Origin of the sequence: Nostoc sp. ChiQUE01b, assembly GCF_034531255.1 — a bacterium.
Lineage (GTDB): Bacteria > Cyanobacteriota > Cyanobacteriia > Cyanobacteriales > Nostocaceae > Nostoc.
The window spans coordinates 59,029-79,514 of record NZ_JAVRBM010000001.1 but is presented as its reverse complement, the minus strand read 5'-3'; the positions used below and the strand labels follow the sequence as shown (position 1 = coordinate 79,514).

The window sequence follows — 20,486 nt, the reverse complement described above, 5'->3', positions numbered from 1 at the left end:
TGGGAGAGGGATTTAATACCAATTCTCTAAAATCCGGCAACAGATTAAAACTTTGAAACCCAGACACCATCTGAATTTATTAATTGCGAATTGCGTTAGCGCAGCGTTAGCGAGTCCGCGAGCGTCATTGCGAATTGCGAATTGGTATAAGGTGAGGCTTTTAGTATGCGACTAATTATTGCTGCATCGAAGGTGTGGCAAAAATTCTGCTGAATATAGGAACCCGTGCACGAGGTTTATTTGCTGTTATATTGGCATTAGTAACGGAAGAGTTATTAGTTACCTCAGAAAGGAGAGGTGGTTTGCTATTAGTAGAATTGGCAAAATCACTCAATTGGGTAGCCGAAGGTGAACTTGAAGATATGGAGATAACATTCTCAGGATTTTGACTATTGGTTTTTACCGGAGTTTGAGCTTGAGATGGAGTAACTAGGAAAGTTGAACTTGTTCCTAAAACCAGTACCAGCAAATGAGAAATATAGTGTTGCATAGGGATTGGTAAAATGGATTGATAAATATTCAAAGCTTAAAGAAGTTGTGTTTGTTCTCAGTTAGAAATAAAACTGCAATTTTCCCATAGAAATCATGACGCTGTTGTCCAATCAAACTTGAACACAGCGATTTCCAAATGAACAGAATATTAATGCTTAGTACATTAATTCGCTAACAACAATCTAACTTCTCTCAATCAAGAGGAAGCTAAACTCTATTTTTTAAAAAGAAAGAGAGTGGTTATTTTAAGACTACTGAATCTGACTAAAAGAGAATTAGCAAATAGATACACCTGGAATAATTAACGTTTTTTAATCAACTAAGCCAGCACAACTATTAATATTCTATTTATATTTAACTTTCTCAGAAAAGAGGAATATTACTGAAGTTTTTAAAAAACTGATTTAGATAACATCAACTCTCACTCGCATATTTAACTAACTAAAGCAAAAAGTATATGAATTTTTAATAAAACAGCAGAGAAATAAGATACCAGTTAGGCTAAATAGGAACAACTGCGTGAGTAGAGTGAGCATTAAAGCAATGTTAAGCGAAAAAATGAAATTAACTCTTAAGGACGCAGCCAAAAAGCTCAGGCTCTTGGTTTGGAACTTATTCCCATTTCTCAGCCCACCGAATGTGTTTCTTGAAAGCGCCCCACCGGCAGCGATCGCCACCCGTTACTGATGTAGAGAAACTTTTATAATGAAAAGTACCCTGACAGCTAAAACCGAATCCTCAGTAGTGCTTTTAAGCCTGCTTGAAAGCGTGGTTCTGGGCTTTTATGGTTACTATATTGGTGAAGTGGCCAAAGCCACTATCCCGTTCAGAAGATTATCTAATAAAACCAGCCCAGGTCAGGGATCTCATTATGATTTAACCCTAGAGTTCAGATTAATTCTAGGCAATTTTGATGTGTGAAAATTTATGCAATATAGAAATTTTCACCATTTTTAGCGTTTCTAACCTGTAAGTGTGGAGCAAAGAGTTTCTCAGAAGCACCCCACAGGCGGCGCAGCGGGATAAGGGGCAATTTCCGTTTGATTTAAACTATCCTCTTGCAAAGTGAGTTGTTCACTCTTAATATAAAAATACGGTAAATCGACAGAATTACCGTATTTAAATCAGCCAAAGAGAAATATCACATAACTCTTCCAAGATCAAGTCTTGTATCGTTTTTAGTCTAAACTCCAGTAACTGAGAAATGCTTTTTGTTCAGGCGTTCATCTCACTACTCCTATTCGAGTAAGTGCAAGGTTTTTGACCAATCAAGGTACGAGAATTGTTGCTTCCTCGTCTAGTTTTCAGTTTGTTTTCTGAAATACTTAACAAAAGTTTACTTAAATAAATGAAAAAGACTCTCAATAAGTCTGGTAGTATATCTTCAGAGTTATTGAGACTAATACTCATTTAAGTGGGACATGTATTTCAGCTATTTGCAAACTTTCTGAAAAGATAACGCCATGACAAGCAAGCGTGGCTGTTCAAACACTGGAGTCGATGCCTTGATGGGCAGGGAACGCTGGATTAACCAACCTCTCAAGGCGACTTTTCAGCAGAGCACACAACTATTTATTTATCAGGTGTCAATATGTCAAAAAAAATTGGTTTGTTTTACGGTACTCAAACTGGCAACACTGAATCTGATGCTGAAAAAATTCGGGATGAGTTTGGTGATGATATTGTGACATTACATCCCATTTACGAAGCGGATACCAGCACTTTTGATGAGTATGACTTGCTGATTATTGGCTCTCCTACTTGGGATATTGGTCAACTTCAGAGCGATTGGGAAGGCTTTTTCTCCGATCTCGATAACATAAATTTTAGTGGGAAGCTGGTTGCTTATTTTGGTGATGGAGACCAATATGGCTATAGCGATAACTTCCAGGATGCAATTGGAATTCTGGAAGAAAAAATTTCCCAGCGGGGTGGTAAAACTGTTGGTTACTGGCCAACTGAGGGATATGACTTTGAGAATTCTAGAGCTTTAAGAAATGGCAAGTTTGTCGGATTGGCACTCGATGAAGGTAGTCAATCTGAGCTAACAGATGAGCGAATTAAAACTTGGGTTGCTCAGTTGAAGACAGAATTTAGTTTGTAGAGATTAAGGGCGCAGAGCTGTTATTGGCATCAACTTAACGTAGAAGTTAGGTAAGAGAAAGCGTTCTATTGCCCTCATCCCCTAACCCCTTCTCCCAAGCTGGGAGAAGGGGAACTGGAGAATTTGCTTTCCTCTCTGCCAAAATTGGGAAAGAGGCTGAGAGTGAGAAAAAAACTTATCCAGTCAGAAGATTTCAGCTGAAGTTGACACCAATGCACATCTGTGTACCCTTACTGCAATTGATAATTTAGAAGTTATAGGTATTTATGTGTGATTCATTTGATATTTTATGGTTAAGTGCCAGTCCTGTTTTACAGCGTTTTGATAAACCATTACTTGAACATTTATCTAGGTATATAAATGTCGCCCAGTGGGAATACCAGCAAACCAAAGATGAAGCCAGTTCCATAGATCAAGCTGTGGATTTGGTGTATGACTTTTTAAAATCGCGCGATCGCCCCGTGCATTTAGCAGGACATGGTATGGGTGGTGCGATCGCCTTAACCTTTGCTCGCCGATTTCCGCAAAAAGTGCGATCGCTTACCCTGCTGGCTGTTGCAGCTCAACCTGCAAACAATTGGCAAGCTCACTATTACTTTCAACGACAACTTTTTAGCATTAGCCGTGAGTTAGTTTTGGCAAGCAGCGTTCGCAGTCTTTTTGGAAATCAACCACCTCATACCACTAAAAAGTTAGTAGCTGCCTTAGATAAAGATTTAGAACAATCTCCATCATCACATTCTTTATTTAAGTTGGTTTATTTACCCAAGGGTGGAGTTTCTATGCCAATGATGGTATGTGGTAGCAAGAGCGATCCTGTAGTCAATCCACTTGCATTACATGATTGGTTGAATTGGTTCAAGCCAGAAGATAAACTCTGGGAGTGCCCACAAGGGTATCATTTTTTTCACTATTTCTATCCTCAAGAGGTTGGCGAAGAGATTTTGAGTTTTTGGCAACACCACCATCCGCATCTGGTAGAAGCATCTGCATTATCTTTTAGCACTTCTACAAATTAGTAAAATGATTAATCGTTCAGTGAGATACAAGAGTGCGATCGCCTTTGGTGTTGGCGCTGCGTAGGCATAGCCCGTCGTAGACATCGCTAATCATTTTACCACTAATGATTGATGCTTCATCCTTTCAAGCTAGGTGTAATCATTCGGATAGGCGTTCTCGAAAATAAAAGCGATATAAATTACAAAGACATTGAACTTTATTTTCTTTAAATTTAATTAAGCCCAGACTGCGTAATTTAAAACTTTGTGTATAGTCTAATTGAACGGGAATATGACTCTTGATAACTTTTTGAAACGCTGCTTTTAACAATTTGTCTTCTTCCAGCAGTGAAAGATAGGGATGTAAAAAGCCTCTAAATAATCCCTCATCAGTGGCAGCAACTTTCAGAAATTCTTCTAAAGTTAAATTACCTGTGGCAATTTGATAAAGAGCAGTTCTTAATAAATAAGGATGACCATCAATCATTCCCCTTAATTGTCCGATTTCTGTATCTGACCAATTTAATTTATGTCGTTCGACTAATTCTTTTATTTGTGTAGCGTTGAATTCTCCTATTTCAATAGGTAAACCCACATTAAATGGTGATTTATGGACATTTAAAGAAACATATACTTCTTGAGAATGAGCAATTACTAAACGTAATTTTTGCCAGATTTCTTCGTTTTTACCGTTTTCATGCCAAGCTCGGAGTAGAGCAAAAAATTCTTGAGCAATTTCGGAATAAGGAAAAATTTTATCAATATCATCTAAGCCTAATACTAGGGGAACATCAATATTTTTTAATAAATAGTCTTTTAAATAATTAGTGCAGTTAACTTGACTGCTTAAGCGTCTTTTCCAAGATTGATCTATTTTATCTTCTAGCTCTAATTCATAACTCAGAGTTGCACAGAATGCTTGTAAGAAATTATTGAGATCGGTAAGATTTTCTTGACTCCATAAATTAAGAGAAACTGTGCGATAACCTTTTTGTTTACTATGCTCAAGAATGCGGCTCATTAAAGAAGTTTTACCCATCTTTTGCGGCGCTTTGATGCGGATTAACGCCCCTGGTTGCAGGATGGACTCATAACATTTAATTTCCACCTCTGGACGCTCGATATAAAAGGGAGAGTTAAGAGGAACTTGACCATCAGTATTTTCAAAAATCACTGAGGAGTTGTTCTGTTTTACTTTTGGTGTTGATTGTTCAACAATGCCTAGATTAATTAGCAATTGTTGCTTAATAAACTGACTAACTCCCTTGTAGACTAAATTATTTGTTGATGTTGGCTTGGTGATAGAAAGATGGTCATCATCTGTAGCGGTAGGTTGAACATCTTTGATAGCTGGGTTAGCGCTATCTGGGTCTACAACTAAAAAACCTTGAGTGGGTTTCGTTTCAAAATAAACTTTTGTAGTAATTTCCAAAGAATCAATATTTTGCCGATACCACTCATTAAGTTGACGCAGTTGGGGAATATGTGATTTCAATTCATTAACACTAACAGAGCTTCGTGCCAAAATACCAATTTTATCGACTAAGTTAGCAAGATGAGAACCAGTGTGAGGAGTCGAGAGAAATACAATGCCTTTTGTCTGTTGAATAACTGCTTTTTTTTGAAAAGTCTGAGCATTACGCAGCATTTCTTTGACTAATAATCCACCCATACTATGAGCGATAAAAATTATTGGGTATTTTCCAATATCAGAAACTTCTAAATATTCTTGTAAATTACTAGCTCTATCAAAGAGTGGCATTGTTGACCCTCTCCACTCAAAGGGTTCAGCTTTGTAGCCAAAAGACCAAATACCTAAATCTGGCCTTTCTTGTGCAAGCCACGTTAACCAGAAATTATCATCGTCGCGTCGTTCTTGTGGATGCCAAGTTCCTCGTGCGTGACCACCTAACCCGTGAATAAAAATCACATCCCCGCACCGCTTAGGGTTGTCACATCCTGATATTTTGATTAAACCAGTCATCTCTGCGGGTTGAAGTTTTGGGGTTTTACCAAAAAAAATGTTAAAAAAATTTTTAAAGGGCATAGATATTATGGGGAGAATTAGAGGATGACAAATTCTTCTTATGCCACGGCCACAGCGCGACTTAAAACTAGGATACAGCGATCGCGTCACTACTCGGTGCAATAACCGCGAGTTTAAATTAACGCGTCACGAATGCCGTCAGGTGTTTCTCTATGCTCTAAAAAAGGCATTGGCTAAGTTCCAATTTAAGCTTTATGCCCTATGTATTATGTCTAACCATGTCCATTATCTACTTGAGCCAGCACAACCGAACGATTTACCCAAAATCATGCACTGGATAAATTGGTACACAGCAATGTGTTTTAACCGAATGTTGAACCGTACAGGACATTTTTGGGAAAAACGTTATCACAGCACAGGATTTGAGCAAAGTGACTATCAACGGGCATTGAATACGCTGCGGTATATTCATGCGAATCCGAAAGCGGCGGGAATGCAAGAAGGCTTTTTCTATGATTTTAGTAATTATGGAACCTATGACCGACTTGGGGATGATGGTTTAACAACTTGGCATCCGGCTTTTTTAGCGTTGGGTAAAACTTTAAATGAATGCGCTGCTAAATATCGGTTTTTTTGTAAGAAGTACAAAACAAAAGCGAAAACAGAAAAACGGTATTTTTGGGGTAATCAATTTTTGCCTAAAGTAATTAAAGGCAAAGGTAAAAAAACATCATCAGGACAGATGCGATTGCCTTGGGATAGTTGGGAAGCAAGTAATCCAGAAATTGTTGATGTGGCTGAGAAATTTATTTTTGCTAATTGTTACAATCCGCAAGTTGCAGGGATGATTTTTAGAGATCGCAGTCAATAATTTGAGATGAAGATAGGAGCAGTGTCTCTATTTATCAGTAAAAATGTCTTTTTTAGTACAATTTACAAGTCTCTGCAAGAAGAGAAGATGACCTTTATAAGAGTTCGCCGTTTCTTCCGCGTCAAGAGAGCTTCGTCGCCAAATCGCATTATCCCACACCGTCTCCTTTAAAATAACCGTTGTAACCTCCCTTAACGGGAGTTCTCCCTTCTTAGATATAGATACTCCTCCCTCATCCTTCAGGTTCATGGGTAATTCCTCATATCTTCTCCACTCCCCGTCCTGTCCTTTCCATCCCACTCTTTTCGTAAAATCATTATACCCTTTCTCGCTCCAATTTTTCCATTCTCCCTTCTCCCAATCAAAATCGAGAGAATTGCCAGTAGCCAAATATATTTTTTTCTGGACACTATAACCAAAATACCCCTTAGAGTTATTTACCCAAAGTGTATCTAGTTGTTTCAATTCATTACAACTAAAGTTTTTGATATTAGTTAAATCTAGATTACCTTCTGTTTCGCTTCCTGCTGAATAGAGAAGAAATTGCCAATTTTTATCATCTGCTTCCCTCCATCTTTGCTGCTGCATCAAATACTCTAATTCATTCAAGAAATGTTTCTTTAAAGATTCATCATAAACTGGATTGGAGCCGTCTAATCCTTTAAGTTTACGATAAAGCAAAGCCACAATATCAGCATTGCGATTGTAGAGAATATTTAGGTCTAAGGTAAATAAATCAACATTAGATTGAAACTTAGATTTTAGAATTTTGAGATGCTCAAATGCTTTCTTGTAATCTTCTAAAGCCTTAGATTTATCTAAGCGACCTTTAACATAGTATATATAAACTAAAGTAGCCAAATTGGTTGGAGCGTTATCAATTTTGGTTTCTATTTTTGATAATTCTTTTATACTTCTAGCAAAAATCTCGGTTTTCTTTCTAAAATAAGTTTGATTTCGCTCTTTTTCTTCATCAGCTAGGTATTGATACCCTAAAACCAACGCACTATCTAATAAAACCTCTTTTAGCTTGAGATTCTTAATTTTATCTTGCAAAACCAACCCTGCAATATTCAAGGACTGATTCGCTTCGTTTGTTTTCCCTTTTTGTTGCAGTTGAGAAGCAACTGCTGATAATTCTGTAATTTTAGCAATAGAATTTTTAAGTTCACTTGTATTTCTGTCAGCAGTTTCAAGTTCTTGTTGCTTTTTTCTAACTTGCTGTTCAACCTGACTAATTTCTTCAGATTTAGATTTTAGTTTTCCTTGTAGTTTGTTAGTATCATTAGTTAATTTGTTTTTTTCTACTTCCAAACTATTTTTATCTTTTTGAGCTTTATCTAAATCTGCTTTAGCTTTTTTAGCTTGTCTTTGAGCAGTATTTGCTTCTTGTTTGAAGTTTTCTGATTTCTGCTGCTGCTTTGCTAATTCGCCTTTTGTTTGATTAAGTTCTTGGGTAGCTTTTTGAGATTCTTCTTGAGCATTGTTAGCAGTTTCTTGAGCCTTTTTAGCTTTTTGTTCTTCAAGTATTGCTTGCTTACCAGCTATAGATGCCACTATTATAGATACACCTAAAGTAACAAATAAAACCACTACTCCAAAACGTATTCTTTTCCTAGCAGTTACTAATTGTTTTTCTGCTTCTTGTTTAGCTTCAGCTTCAATTTGTCTAGCCTTTTCTGCTGCTTCCTTTTCTTTCCTTTCTCTTTCTAATTCTGCCTGTACTTCTGTTTCTGCTAGTTCCTCTTCTCGCTCTCGTTTACGACTAGCTGCTAAAAATTCTAAATCTTGAAAACCTAAATTTTTATCCTTTGTCCAAGTTGACGCTTCTACTAAAGCTTTCCCCCGCAATAACCGAGACTCATCCTGTTTTCCTGATAAAATCCACTGACGATAATTTTCTGCATAAGGACGCAAACTGGCTAAACTTTTCTCAATCCATAAGCTGTCAAAAATAGTTTGATAAATCAGGTTATAAACTTTTAATTTACTTTCCTTTTTAACAACGATTCCCGCTAACTGTAAATCACTCTGTTCAATACTACTATCAATATCAATTCCGCCTGAGTGCCATACTTGTTGATATAAATCTAATAAGTATGCTGCTTTCTGTTCATCTCTTTTTAAAATTCTATCCCGAATGGTTCTAAAATGTTCCGGTTCATCTTGAGATTCCCAATTCTGAATCACTTTATCTCTGACTAAATTCTCTACAAAAATAGCTTCTTTACTTGGGGAAATTACAGTTGCAGATTTACGGACAAATTCACAGATTTTCTGAGTTAAAAAGGGCTGTCCCCCAGTCCAGTCTAAAATCGCTTTTAGTACGGCTTCGGGGTTGCTAGTTTGTCCAAATAATCCGTTAATTAAAGGTAAAGCTTCTGCAAATTCAAATCCGGTTAATTCAATTCCTTTACCAATATTAAAAGGAGTACGTTTTTTATCTTGAATTAACTCAGAAGGGGTGGCGACTCCCAAAAGCACAAAATTAATACGTTGATATTCAGAATTATCAACTCTTTGATTAAAGAAAGCTCGAATTAAAGCAAAAAAATCATCAACCGGAAATTTTAAACTGAGAACACTATCAATTTCATCTATAAAAATAACAATCTGTGTGGAAATTAATTTTAGTAATTTGTCAATAAACTTTCCAAAAATCTGCACATCAGAAAATCGGGAATTTTCTTCCCATAACTCATCTAAATCAAACTGCTCACCTAACTTTAAACTTTCAGAACCAGCAATAGTATCAATAATCCCAGAATACCATTGTTCAGACGTTAGCTCTGATGTCCCAATTGCAGTTAAATCAATAGATACACAAGCAATTCCTTCACCCTGTAAGCTTTGCATTGTGCGGACACGCAGACTGGATTTACCCATTTGTCGAGAGTTGAGGACAAAACAAAACTCTCCAGCTTTTACAGCCTGATACAAATCTGCATCAGCTTTGCGTGTGACGTAGGTAGGTGCATTTGCAGGAAGACTACCACCAAATTGATATTGATAATCTTGGGGAACAGGCAAGTTCATAATTATATACTACATGGGCAATACTCAGGTAATATGTCAATTAAGACACAATATACGGCTTAAAGGCTGGAGTTTCTCTCATAAGTTTATGAAAATTTTGATTTAGCAATTAGGAGAAGCAAGCTACAACCCAATCTACAATATCAAGCGATCGCGTAGCCCAGAGCAGGCATCGCACTTTTGATCTCAATGTCTGAGCCGTCCCCCCTTAACAAAACAGGACTACAAGGGGGTTAAAACGATCTCAAATTCTCACGAATGATTTAGGACTGCTATATAAGCAACAGATACCTCGAAGTCATGTTGAAGTACTCCAAAGTCGTTTTGAGGTACTCCAAAGTCGTTTTGAGGTACTCCAAAGTCGTTTTGAGGTACTCCAAAGTCGTGTTGAGGTACTCCAAAGTCGTGTTGAGGTACTTCAAAGTCGTTTTGAGGTACTTCAAAGTCGTTTTGAGGTACTTCAAAGTCGTGTTGAGGTACTTCAAAGTCGTTTTGAGGTACTTTAAAGTCGTGTTGAGGTACTTCAAAGTCGTGTTGAGGTACTTCAAACTTAGTCGCACCGCGATCAAGTACACAGTACGATCGCTTTCATAAATCTCCACAAACAAAGCGATGTCTACGACGGGCTATTCGGCGTCGCTTGACTTTTAACGGGTCGCTACAACATCAGGCGATGCCTACGGCGGCAAGCTACGCACTTGACAATCAAGACAGTCGCTACAATTATCCTTAAGTGAACCGTAGTGACTTATATTTAGGAATAGGCTGATTGCTAATCACTGCATAGAGAACATCTGGATCGAGGTCGGCTCCTGATCGCCATTGGATTGTGCCTAATTCGTGGTTTAATTCAACTTGAGCAAAGTATTTTTGATCTTGTAAAGGTGCAAAAACACCTGTAAATTTAATCAGCTTACTAACATCAATTATTCCTTCCACTTCGTCTTCAAAACGGATATATAGTTGATAATTTTCCCTTAGTTCTACTGCAATAATGTCTTTTAACATATTTTACTACTCCAATGGTAAGACGCTATTGAGGATTTGATTGTCTCTAGCTAGTTCTCAGTTTTCCATCAATTCATTTTGATGTAAAGTCGCCCATTCTAATATAAGTTTAAAAGCTCTGGAGCTAAGTTTACCTTCTAAAATTTCTAAGGTTTCAATGCTAATAATAGCTTTTTGTTGGTTGTATCTTACGTGAAAATGTGGAGGCGGATGGTCATTGTAATACATAGTGACAATCATCCCAAAAAAACGCCTAATTTCTGGCATACTTTATTCTCTCTTGAGGATATATGGGAAGCCAATGTGCGTCTACGTTCAAGGGATTCATGGTAAGTCAAGCGATGTCTACGACGGGCTACGCCTACGCCACTTTGCTACTTCTGAAAATATCAACTAGGCAATTGATTTCTTAAGGAAATATCGCTAACTCAGTTTCCGGATCAAAAAAGTGAATTTTCTCTGGAGTTAGCGATAACCAAAGTTGCTCCCCAGGTTGTACAAATCGGTCTGGTGGTATTCGCACTTGTAGGTAATTAGCTGTAGCAGCTCTTTGAGATCCTGGTTCGGCAATCTGAACAGCGAGAAAGGAATCGTTACCTAAATTCTCTACTAAATCTACTTGTACTGGTAGATTTTTGGTTGCAGGCATACTCAAATTTAAGTGTTCTGGGCGAATGCCTAAAATTAGAGTTTTCCCATCATATTTTTGTAAAGCTTTTCCCCAAACTTCTGGGAGGGTGAAACGAAACTGGGAACGAGTAATCAACTGTGGGGCATGAAATTCTACAGGAATAAAATTCATCGGTGGTGAACCAATGAACTCTGCGACAAAAAGATTGGCAGGGCGGTTGTAAAGTTCTAGAGGAGAAGCGACTTGCTGAATTTTACCCTCAGACATAATCGCAATGCGATCGCCCATTGTCATCGCTTCTGTTTGGTCATGGGTAACGTAAATTGTCGTTGTCCCCAATTGGCGCTGCAATTTGACAATTTGGGCGCGGGTTTCCGCCCGCAGTTTGGCATCTAAGTTAGAAAGCGGTTCATCCATTAAAAATACTTGAGGGTCACGCGCGATCGCCCTCCCCAATGCAACCCGTTGTCTTTGTCCCCCAGATAGCTGTTTGGGTAAGCGATTCAGCAATGTTTCGATTTGCAACAATTGAGCAACACTACGCACCTGTTCATTCACCGCCCGTTCTTTGTCAGAAATGTAGCGTAATCCTTTAGGTAACTTTCTGGTCGCCCCGACGAAGAGATTTTCTGCCCAGTAGGGGAGTGGGGAGTAGGGAGTGGGGAGTGGGGAATGCTGATTTTCCCTATTCCCTATTCCCCATTCCCTATTCCCTAATTTCCTGCGGCGTAACCCAAAGGCGATGTTGTCATACACCGTCATGTGAGGATAGAGGGCGTAATTTTGAAACACCATTGCGATGTCGCGTTCTTTGGGTGGTAGGTCATTGATTAAGCGATCGCCTACCCAAATATTACCGCCAGTCATCACTTCTAAACCAGCGATTAACCGCAGCAGGGTACTTTTACCACAGCCGGAAGGGCCTACCAGCACCATAAACTCACCATCTGCGATCGTCAGGTTAATCCGCCGCAAGACGTTTACACTTCCCCCACGTTCTTGCGCTGCATCAGTTTTCTCCCCAGACGTGAGGGAAGATTGGTTGTCTGAAGTCACACTTTCCCCTTTACGCGGGGAAAAACTTTTATAAACGTTTTCTAAAACAACTTGGGACACAATGACTAATGACTAATGACTAATGACCAATGACCAATGACAGTTTAGCGCCCATCATAATACACGTTCTATGTAAATACGAAAAGTTAAAAAAATAGCTTTCACTATAAAAAGCAAACTATTCTAAATTTTAGGGCTGTTAGGAGGTGTTGTTATGACTACCAATGTACCTAAAAATCTTTCCCAAGACCCAAGCATTAACCCTGTTCATGACATTGTAGACGTACAAACCACAGATTGTTGCATTGTGGGTGGGGGGCCAGCAGGAGCAGTATTGGCGCTGTTGTTAGCGCGTCAAGGCATTTCGGTGATGCTGCTGGAAGCACACAAAGACTTCGATCGCGACTTTCGTGGCGATACGATTCATCCATCGGTGATGGAAATTATGGAAGAATTGGGACTTAGCGATCGCTTGCTAAAACTCCCCCATACCAAAATGCGCCAAATTAGTATTCAAACTCCTCAAGATACTGTCACATTCGCAGATTTTAGCCATCTGAAAACCCATTATCCCTACATTACAATGCTTCCCCAGGTGAAATTCCTGGAGTTCATCACCCAAGAAGCCCAAAAATATCCTAGTTTCCATCTGGTGATGGGTGCGAATGTACAGGAATTAATTACCGAAAATGATGTAATTCAAGGTGTCCGCTATCGGGGAGGCGGTGGTTGGCATGAAATCCGAGCAATACTGACAGTGGGTGCAGACGGTCGCCACTCACGTTTACGCCACTTGGGTGAGTTTGAGTCCATCGAAACTTCGCCGCCAATGGATGTCCTCTGGTTTCGCCTACCGCGTCAGCCAGAAGACTCAGAGGGGGGAATGGGGCGGTTTGGGCAAGGTAACATCATTGCTATGCTTGACCGTGGTGATGAGTGGCAAGTTGCCTATATTATTCCTAAAGGAGGCTATCAACAACTAAGGGCTGCGGGTTTGGAGGAATTAAAAAAATCTGTTGTCGAAGTAGTGCCAGAATTCCAGGAACGCATTCAAAATTTACATGATTGGTCACAAATAGCTTTTCTCTCAGTCGAGTCCAGCCGTGTCAAAAGTTGGTATCGTTCGGGACTGTTACTCATCGGTGATGCAGCTCATATAATGTCCCCCGTTGGTGGAGTTGGCATTAACTACGCAATTCAAGATGCTGTAGTTGCGGCGAATATACTCAGCAAACCGCTCAAGAACCGACAAGTAGAACTTAGCGACCTAGCAAAAGTACAGCGTCAACGCGAGTTGCCCACACGCATCATTCAGGCGTTTCAAACTTTGATCCAAAAGCGGATATTGGCCCCGGTTCTCACCTCAAATCGCCCCTTTGTACCACCTGCGTTTTTGCGCTTACCCATCTTGCGCGACCTTCCAGCCAGGTTGATCGCCTTGGGTGTTTTTCCAGTTCACGTCAAGGCTTAATTTTTGCCAAGAATTTTTTCTATTTAATCAATAGATGGTACAATTATACTACTCTATGCAGAATTGAATGCTCAATTTAGTCAAGCGAGGGTGGCGAACAGTATACTCAATGCTGTTCAAAGCGATCGCTTGGCTTTTATGCTAGAAAGGACTAAAAACTCAGGCATTATTAAAAAATGCAAACAATTAAACATATCTAGATATTAATTGACACTACATACAAAAACCCCCTCTTTTTCAATCAGTACTTTTTGCAGTCAGGAGTAATTTTAATGAACAGCTGCGTTTTGATGGCGGAAATTATTAACGAGCCGCAACTCCGCTATACAGCCGATAATCTGGGAGTTACGGAAATGCTGGTACAGTTTCCCAATTCTCAGAAACCAGAAGATCCGCCAGCCACCCTGAAAGTTGTCGGTTGGGGGAATTTAGCAACAGAAATTCAGCAAAACTACCACCAAGGCGATCGCGTCATCCTGGTAGGACGTTTAACTATGAATACTGTTGATCGTCAAGAAGGTTTTAAAGAAAAACGCGCTGAATTGACAGTGCAACAAATTCAATCTGTTGGAGGTAGTTTTAATACCGATCCATTACCCTCAGCAACCATAACTCCATCATTCACTGAAACTGCTCCCCAACAACCATCTTCAGCATCTCGTCCGGCACAGAAAGACGTTCCCACTTACGAGTCACCACGTCCAGCGCCTACCCCGGCTACAAATCCTGTTGGCGTTGCTCCCCAAGCGAAAACTTACGAACCCGTACCCCAACCCACAAATTATGAGCGAACCACTTATCCAGCAGTGAAAGAGGAAGAACCAGATCCAGATGATATTCCGTTCTAAAGTTGGTAGTTGAGCGTGTATTCAATTTGCTAATTAACAATTCAATTTGCTAATTAACATTACGATTAGAGAATTTTTACAAATAGCCATTCTTTAGGGTGTGCTATTTTTTTGTCTGCGTTGATGTTTTGCATCTTGTCGTAATACATTACATCACTTAGTTTGGCTATCGAGTGAGTTAGAGATAGAGAAAGTTACACTATTTTTTTTTAATAAATGTTTGTAAGACTTGATGGTATTGAATGACTACACCTTACGAGTTAATCACGATACTTGACCGCATCATAGATGGTAAAAAAGATAAAAAGGATATTGCTCTACTGCGACAATGGCTAGAAAATAGTAATAATCAAAATTTGGTGCAGTCGGCTAAATATATAGTTAATACCCCTGATAGCAACAATATTCATATCGGCGATAACATCGTCAACGAAGGCATTAATGAAGAAGCGATCGCAATTCTTCGACAGATACAAGAAATACTCAAGAAAATCGGCATTGAAACAGCCACACAGGCAAATTCCCAGATTTCTCTTATATCTAACATTTCTCCTCCGGCTACAAATGAAAAGTTTATAGTTACAACTAACGCACAAACACCACTGCTTCCTCCTGCAACAATACCAGCTATCACAAAATTCGAGTTTGAAGTTGTAACTATAGATACTCAAGGAATAGAAACTAAGCGTTGTCTTAAACAAGCTGAGTCTTTTATAGAAAATTTAGCAGATGGCATCATATTGGAAATGGTTTCTATTGCTGGTGGTAAATTTCAAATGGGCGCACCTCAAGATGAATTTGAATCACTTGAAGATGAACGTCCCCAGCACATAGTAGCTTTAAATCCCTTTTTTATAGGTAAGTATCCTATTACTCAAGCACAGTGGAGAGTTATTGCAAAGCTTCCAAAAATTAAACGCCGTCTTGAACTAGAACCATCTTGTTTTAAAGGAGATAACTTACCTGTAGAAAGAGTATCTTGGTATGATGCACAAGAGTTTTGTGAGCGAATTTCACGAGAAACAGGAAGAAAATACCGCTTACCTAGCGAAGCTGAATGGGAATATACCTGTCGTGCCCAAACATCAACTCCATTCCATTTTGGCAAAATAATTACGACTAATTTAGCAAATTATTGTGGACACAAAGAAAATATTCATGCTTTTTATCACCAGCAGACAATAGAGGTTGGTAATTTTCCAGCGAATGCTTTTGGATTATGCGATATGCACGGGCTAGTTTGGGAGTGGTGTGATGACTACGAACACGAAGACTATCAAGGCGCACCCTTAGATGGGAGTGTATGGTTAAATGATGGCAATGAAGAATATCGAATTTTGCGCGGTGGTTCTTGGGATTCTTCTCCAAGCTGCTGTCGTTCTGCATCTCGCTTTTCTGAAATGGCAAGCGTTACTGATAGTAGATTTGGTTTTCGGGTTGTTTGTAATTTGACATAATTTTTTTATTATGGTGTAATTAGTCGAGAAATACTTGCTTTGACATCTTCAATAGATGATATGTCAGAAATTTTTATACTTGTCTCTTGGCGAATTTGAGGCTTAATATTCATTGATGACCTGCTACACTGCTTTCTGTAAGGATGAGACAACCAATTCCAACTGCCCATAACAGCAAGTTTCGTATCACAAACTAAAATTCTTGCATTTGTTCCCCTACTTTCTATATGTATTCCTTCACCTAAATGACTGAATCGTGAACCTGAATATTGTGAGAATAAATCTCTCAAATTATTCTCAATAACAGCATCATTATAATCATTTTCCTCGCTGCCTTTATTTCCATAAACTACGGTTACTTTCACTCCTCTTTCCAATGCTGAAACAACATCATTAACAAACCGTTTTGATTCAGAGCCTCGAATCCAAGGCGTGACAACGATCAATTCTTCTTCAACTTGCTCAATAGCTTCTCTAAAAATCTGTAAATGCTCACAATCATAGATTAGAACATTTCCAGGTTCAGCCTTGGGAATTTCAGCCTCAGATTTGTATTCCAAAACAACCCCATGCTCCCGAATATGTTCAACTAGCTGACGCGTCAGATTTCCTTTTTCTAGTTTGTAAAGATTGCCAACCAAAATAAATAGTTCTTTTGCTCTCGATACAGCCACATTCAAAAGATTTGGGCGTTTGTTAATCCAGTAAACATTATCTTGCGGCCGGCATACTTTTGTAGACAGGATAATTACTCTCTTCTCAGAACCTTGAAATTTGTGAATTGTTCCAACAGATTTTGAGTCTAGTTGAGGGAATTTATTTTTTAATCGTTCTTTTAAAACAGCAGCATGAACATTAAAGGGTGAAATAACACCTATATCTTCTAATGAATAACCTTGCTTAACCAAATGCTGAATTATCTCACCTACAGCAGTAACTTCTTCCTCATTTACACTATTGTGGATATTTCCCTCAACATCATAAGCAATTAAGTGTGTATCTACTAAAGAATTTACTGACTCTGTTTTTACTTCTAAATCATAGTTAGTAATAGCGTTGCAATATTGAATAATACTAGGCTCACAACGATAATGCTCCTTCAAAAAAATTCCGTGGCCCCGATCATTATTTTCTCCACTTGCTCCAGCGGCGCGATGATAAGTAGTAGCGCTATACTCTTCTTCTGGACTGTAACGATGGTAATCAATTTCAGTTAATCCTCTGCCAAGAAACGCTGTTTGGCGATAATTATCGCGTCTCTGCTGACTTAGAGTGATAATAGGTTCAATTTGTAGAGGATCACCAACAATAATAGCTTTGCGCGATCGCACCAATAACGGAAAAGTCTTATGCTGATCAATCATTCCAGCTTCATCTACAATTGTACGGTCAACACATTCCCCAATCCACGGAAGCATATTTCGCACTGAGGGTAAGGTAGTAGTGATGACAGGAAAAATTAAACTCAGATATTTGATATGTTCATCTAAGTTTTCTGCCATCCTATCTTTATCTTTCCTATATCCTGAGAGAACACTTGAATATAGTTCTAAAGTCTGTTTTCCTCTGTCTTTATTGTATAGTGCTTGCTGAATAATAAATTGCGACGATAACTTAAATAGCTCTTGGTGCTTGTCATGAAAATTTTGATGAAACGAAGCATAAAAATTTTCTAGTGGAGTTGCCAAGCTAACTTCTAATATTTGGAATTCCTTAAAAGCATCATCACTTTGTCGCTTTGTGTTGTCTCTATCGTTATACTTTTGCTCTAATATTTGTTGTACATTTTTTAACTCATCTGCCTTATATATTCTTTCTCTAACTAATCGCACTTGTTGAATTAAATCAGCACGAGTGCTAGGTGGTTTTATAGGAAAACTAGTTCCAGATGTTTGTGCTATTGCTGATTGGCAAGCTGAATTGACATCACGTAAAATACGTTCTTCTGTTTTACCAGTCAGCCAACGCCATAGACGAACCCACCAAATTAATCTTCCTTCAGATAGCAGTGATTCAGCCTTATTAAAGTGCTTCTCTATTGTCCGATAAGCTTGGATTGGTAGTTGATTATACTCTGATAAAGCTCTTGCTCCTCTTTGAAAGGGGGTTATGGCAGCTATAATTTCATCTAAATACTTTTGCAGTGTTTGAATTTTCTCGGAAAGATGTTGGTGTCGTTTTTCATCTAAATCTCGTTGATGACGTAGTTCTAAATATTTAGACTCTTCTGCTAATATTTCAACTTTAATTGCTTTAATACTCTGTTTTAAGGAATTATATAGTTGTTCATCAAAGCTGTTTTTTTGTAAAAAATCAATAGCTTGCCGCAGTTGCTCAATGGCTCCACTAGATGATTGAATATTATTTTTATTTCCTCCTTTTAGATAAAATAATTCATTTTTGAAAAATTTATCTAGCTTTTCAATAACATTATCAACTGCTTTGTTATTCGTGCTACTCACTACTGTCAGGTTATTGATGTTCTTACCAGTTTCAATTAAGCTGAGTGCGCGGTTGACTACCTGTTGAGCAATAAGATGAAGAATAAGAGTAGTTTTTCCCGAACCAGGAGGCCCTTGTACAGCTGTTATAGGTTCACTTTGAGCGTGTTTTAGTGCTGTTGATTGTGAATTAGTAGGTGCATGAGTTGGGAAAGCTCCCATGTAAATAAGTTCATCTTTTGCAGAGTTAGGCACACCGAACAAATATTCATAAGCTGGATGTCCTTTTGACCAATTTTTCGAGCCTAATTTAATATCTTTCAAGTCTTGCCGGAGATTACCAGTAAATCTACCGCCTGTAAACTCAAATAAGTAGGGCTGACGTTGAATTGGGTCACGAGAGCGACGAGGTATAATAATTCGCTCCATCCAATCCTGATAGCTATTAAATATTAGCCCAAAAGTTGTTTCAAGAAACCGTCGTAGCCCATCTTTAGTAATCAATTGTTCACACTGTTCATCATCTAATTTAAGGAATGTGGCTAAGTTGTCTCCGGCTTCTATGAGTGTCAAGCTATCTAAGTTCCATCCTTGCTCTTGATACTCTCCCTTGAGGATGGATGTAACATCCAAGCTAAACAGAGGACAAAGATAAGATTTCCTCTCTTCTACATCTAAAACTTGTGGAAAAGATAAAACCCACGCTGCTTCTTGTTGAAATTTTTGCCTTTGTTTAACTTTTTTTTGTAGTTCTGAAAAAGTGGTTATATCAATTAATATATGGTCGCATACTAGCTTGACACCACGCTGTTTGACTTTATCACTGTTAGCTTCAATTCTGGCATTACTGTAATCATCCAATGCAATGTAATCGAACCACGCATTGAGAATTTTATCTACCTTGCTGGCTGTGTTCAAAAGTACCTCCAGGTTGTGATGCAAGCTTGAGTTTTCTATGTATTATTATTAGTCTAATAAGATAGGAGTACCGACTGCAATCTTTTCAAAAATATCCTTCAATTCATTTGGGGTAGTCATCAATTATCCCTTTATAGTTTTGCAGCAGTTATTTATTGTAAATATCACCAATATGGATATCACTAGCTTTATTAATATTCGTGATAAACTTTCCATACTGTTTTATCGTCTCGGCAATTTTATTAATATTTTGTGTAGCTTGGGGCTTGATTTCATCCCATCCCTTATCAGGTAAACCTTTACCACCCCTAAGTTTGGCAATTACAAAATCTCCTGCATCCATGTCAAAATGCGGAATTTGTTCAGCATTGTAGTAAAGCTTACAGGCACTTTCAGGTACAGTTTTGCCCAGATAATTCATTAAATTAGAAACTCGAATTTCTGTATCTCCTGGCTGATTCCCAGCACCTTGCAAAGCTTCGAGAAAGTGATAAGTATAGATGCTACTTGATTCATCTTTTATCCAAGATTGTTGCTCACCTTCAGAGGAAGTAAAAACTACTCTACCTTTGCCTTGTTTCAAATCATTAATCAAATCTTTAGATGGAGCAACTCGAATAAAATCCTCAAATTCTTCTTCTAATTCCAAATCAGCCTCTTTAGAAGTTGCCATTCCTGCTGCATGACAACTATCAATCACAACTAATAAACGTTCTGCTTTTATTTGCCTTAATGCATCAGTGAAAGTTTCAGCTGCAAGTGCAGAGCTAGGAAGTTTATTTGGCTTTACATCATGTTGTAGTAAATAATAATGTTGTGTATTTTTATCTATCCAGCCATGTCCTGAATAATAAACAAATACCGTTGCATGTGGGTCTGCAGCTGATTTTTCTTTTAACCAATTCAATCCATCTAAAATCGCGGCTTTATTTGCTTCTTGATTATTCAGCACCCGAATATGATCTTTATCATCGTGATAGGCACATAGTTGCGGGTCAATTAAAGCAGCATAAATTGCTTGAGTATCTTTTACTGTTACTGGCAGCGAAAGCTTACTATATTTAGACTCTCCTACACCAATTAATAGTGCATAACCGTGAGTAAATTTATCGCTCACTTTCATTTAACTCCATGTATGTAAGTGATGCTTAAGTGATTTTACAGAGAA

15 protein-coding genes are annotated in these 20,486 nt (G+C 38.4%); 7 read left to right on the top strand and 8 right to left on the bottom strand.

Annotated features, from left to right (window positions below; genetic code table 11):
* Positions 1–175: 175 nt before the first annotated feature.
* Positions 176–490 carry a hypothetical protein gene (locus RMY63_RS00330; RefSeq protein WP_322726777.1) on the bottom strand — a complete coding sequence of 105 codons (315 nt, stop codon included), beginning with the start codon at positions 488–490 and terminating at the stop codon, positions 176–178.
* Positions 491–1,197: 707 nt separating this feature from the next.
* On the opposite strand from RMY63_RS00330, the gene RMY63_RS00325 reads away from it, so the two are divergent.
* The 3 genes from RMY63_RS00325 (at position 1,198) to RMY63_RS00315 (ending at position 3,615) form a co-directional block, all read left to right on the top strand.
* Positions 1,198–1,413 carry a hypothetical protein gene (locus RMY63_RS00325; protein WP_322726776.1) on the top strand — a complete coding sequence of 72 codons (216 nt, stop codon included), beginning with the start codon at positions 1,198–1,200 and terminating at the stop codon, positions 1,411–1,413.
* Between the two features lie 670 nt (positions 1,414–2,083).
* The gene (gene fldA, locus RMY63_RS00320; RefSeq protein ID WP_322726775.1) at positions 2,084–2,596 is read left to right on the top strand and encodes a flavodoxin FldA; all 513 of its coding nucleotides are present in this window, start codon (positions 2,084–2,086) and stop codon (positions 2,594–2,596) included.
* Between the two features lie 266 nt (positions 2,597–2,862).
* Positions 2,863–3,615 carry an alpha/beta fold hydrolase gene (locus RMY63_RS00315; protein WP_322726774.1) on the top strand — a complete coding sequence of 251 codons (753 nt, stop codon included), beginning with the start codon at positions 2,863–2,865 and terminating at the stop codon, positions 3,613–3,615.
* Positions 3,616–3,754: 139 nt separating this feature from the next.
* Here the strand turns inward: RMY63_RS00315 and RMY63_RS00310 are convergent, their stop codons facing one another.
* Positions 3,755–5,641: an AAA-like domain-containing protein gene (locus RMY63_RS00310; protein ID WP_322726773.1), complete on the bottom strand. Its 1,887-nt coding sequence runs from the start codon at positions 5,639–5,641 to the stop codon at positions 3,755–3,757.
* A gap of 40 nt (positions 5,642–5,681) precedes the next feature.
* On the opposite strand from RMY63_RS00310, the gene RMY63_RS00305 reads away from it, so the two are divergent.
* Positions 5,682–6,452: a transposase gene (locus RMY63_RS00305; protein ID WP_322726772.1), complete on the top strand. Its 771-nt coding sequence runs from the start codon at positions 5,682–5,684 to the stop codon at positions 6,450–6,452.
* Positions 6,453–6,479: 27 nt separating this feature from the next.
* On the opposite strand, the gene RMY63_RS00300 is transcribed toward RMY63_RS00305, so the two are convergent.
* From RMY63_RS00300 to RMY63_RS00285, 4 genes are all read right to left on the bottom strand, one after another.
* Positions 6,480–9,488, bottom strand: coding sequence for an AAA-like domain-containing protein (locus RMY63_RS00300; protein WP_322726771.1), 3,009 nt, complete (start codon positions 9,486–9,488; stop codon positions 6,480–6,482).
* A gap of 729 nt (positions 9,489–10,217) precedes the next feature.
* On the bottom strand, positions 10,218–10,496 hold the full coding sequence (locus tag RMY63_RS00295) for a DUF2442 domain-containing protein (protein ID WP_322726770.1): 279 nt from the start codon (positions 10,494–10,496) through the stop codon (positions 10,218–10,220).
* A 57-nt stretch (positions 10,497–10,553) separates the two neighbouring features.
* Entirely contained in the window at positions 10,554–10,763 is a 210-nt protein-coding gene (locus RMY63_RS00290; RefSeq protein WP_322726769.1) for a DUF4160 domain-containing protein, read from the bottom strand.
* Between the two features lie 142 nt (positions 10,764–10,905).
* Positions 10,906–12,243 carry an ABC transporter ATP-binding protein gene (locus tag RMY63_RS00285; protein ID WP_322726768.1) on the bottom strand — a complete coding sequence of 446 codons (1,338 nt, stop codon included), beginning with the start codon at positions 12,241–12,243 and terminating at the stop codon, positions 10,906–10,908.
* Positions 12,244–12,397: 154 nt separating this feature from the next.
* Here RMY63_RS00285 and RMY63_RS00280 point away from each other — a divergent pair, with 154 nt between their 5' ends.
* The 3 genes from RMY63_RS00280 (at position 12,398) to RMY63_RS00270 (ending at position 15,959) form a co-directional block, all read left to right on the top strand.
* The gene (locus RMY63_RS00280) at positions 12,398–13,654 is read left to right on the top strand and encodes an FAD-dependent oxidoreductase (protein WP_322726767.1); all 1,257 of its coding nucleotides are present in this window, start codon (positions 12,398–12,400) and stop codon (positions 13,652–13,654) included.
* 272 nt (positions 13,655–13,926) lie between these two features.
* Positions 13,927–14,502 carry a single-stranded DNA-binding protein gene (locus RMY63_RS00275; protein WP_322726766.1) on the top strand — a complete coding sequence of 192 codons (576 nt, stop codon included), beginning with the start codon at positions 13,927–13,929 and terminating at the stop codon, positions 14,500–14,502.
* 242 nt (positions 14,503–14,744) lie between these two features.
* A complete protein-coding gene (locus tag RMY63_RS00270; protein ID WP_322726765.1) occupies positions 14,745–15,959 on the top strand; it encodes an SUMF1/EgtB/PvdO family nonheme iron enzyme in 1,215 nt (404 codons plus the stop codon).
* 8 nt (positions 15,960–15,967) lie between these two features.
* On the opposite strand, the gene RMY63_RS00265 is transcribed toward RMY63_RS00270, so the two are convergent.
* Together RMY63_RS00265 and RMY63_RS00260 are read right to left on the bottom strand one after the other, a co-directional pair.
* Positions 15,968–19,318: an AAA domain-containing protein gene (locus tag RMY63_RS00265; protein WP_322726764.1), complete on the bottom strand. Its 3,351-nt coding sequence runs from the start codon at positions 19,316–19,318 to the stop codon at positions 15,968–15,970.
* A gap of 148 nt (positions 19,319–19,466) precedes the next feature.
* Positions 19,467–20,441 carry a caspase family protein gene (locus RMY63_RS00260; RefSeq protein WP_322726763.1) on the bottom strand — a complete coding sequence of 325 codons (975 nt, stop codon included), beginning with the start codon at positions 20,439–20,441 and terminating at the stop codon, positions 19,467–19,469.
* Positions 20,442–20,486 lie beyond the last annotated feature (45 nt).

What these genes read in the sequence shown, in the direction of transcription:
- RMY63_RS00275 (WP_322726766.1), top strand. Translation starts at nt 13,927, where the DNA reads ATGAACAGCTGCGTTTTGATGGCGGAAATTATTAACGAGCCGCAACTC.
- RMY63_RS00280 (WP_322726767.1), top strand. Translation starts at nt 12,398, where the DNA reads ATGACTACCAATGTACCTAAAAATCTTTCCCAAGACCCAAGCATTAAC.
- RMY63_RS00305 (WP_322726772.1), top strand. Translation starts at nt 5,682, where the DNA reads ATGCCACGGCCACAGCGCGACTTAAAACTAGGATACAGCGATCGCGTC.
- RMY63_RS00330 (WP_322726777.1), bottom strand. Translation starts at nt 490, where the DNA reads ATGCAACACTATATTTCTCATTTGCTGGTACTGGTTTTAGGAACAAGT.
- RMY63_RS00315 (WP_322726774.1), top strand. Translation starts at nt 2,863, where the DNA reads ATGTGTGATTCATTTGATATTTTATGGTTAAGTGCCAGTCCTGTTTTA.
- RMY63_RS00295 (WP_322726770.1), bottom strand. Translation starts at nt 10,496, where the DNA reads ATGTTAAAAGACATTATTGCAGTAGAACTAAGGGAAAATTATCAACTA.
- RMY63_RS00325 (WP_322726776.1), top strand. Translation starts at nt 1,198, where the DNA reads ATGAAAAGTACCCTGACAGCTAAAACCGAATCCTCAGTAGTGCTTTTA.
- RMY63_RS00290 (WP_322726769.1), bottom strand. Translation starts at nt 10,763, where the DNA reads ATGCCAGAAATTAGGCGTTTTTTTGGGATGATTGTCACTATGTATTAC.
- RMY63_RS00310 (WP_322726773.1), bottom strand. Translation starts at nt 5,641, where the DNA reads ATGCCCTTTAAAAATTTTTTTAACATTTTTTTTGGTAAAACCCCAAAA.
- RMY63_RS00260 (WP_322726763.1), bottom strand. Translation starts at nt 20,441, where the DNA reads ATGAAAGTGAGCGATAAATTTACTCACGGTTATGCACTATTAATTGGT.
- RMY63_RS00300 (WP_322726771.1), bottom strand. Translation starts at nt 9,488, where the DNA reads ATGAACTTGCCTGTTCCCCAAGATTATCAATATCAATTTGGTGGTAGT.
- RMY63_RS00270 (WP_322726765.1), top strand. Translation starts at nt 14,745, where the DNA reads ATGACTACACCTTACGAGTTAATCACGATACTTGACCGCATCATAGAT.
- fldA (WP_322726775.1), top strand. Translation starts at nt 2,084, where the DNA reads ATGTCAAAAAAAATTGGTTTGTTTTACGGTACTCAAACTGGCAACACT.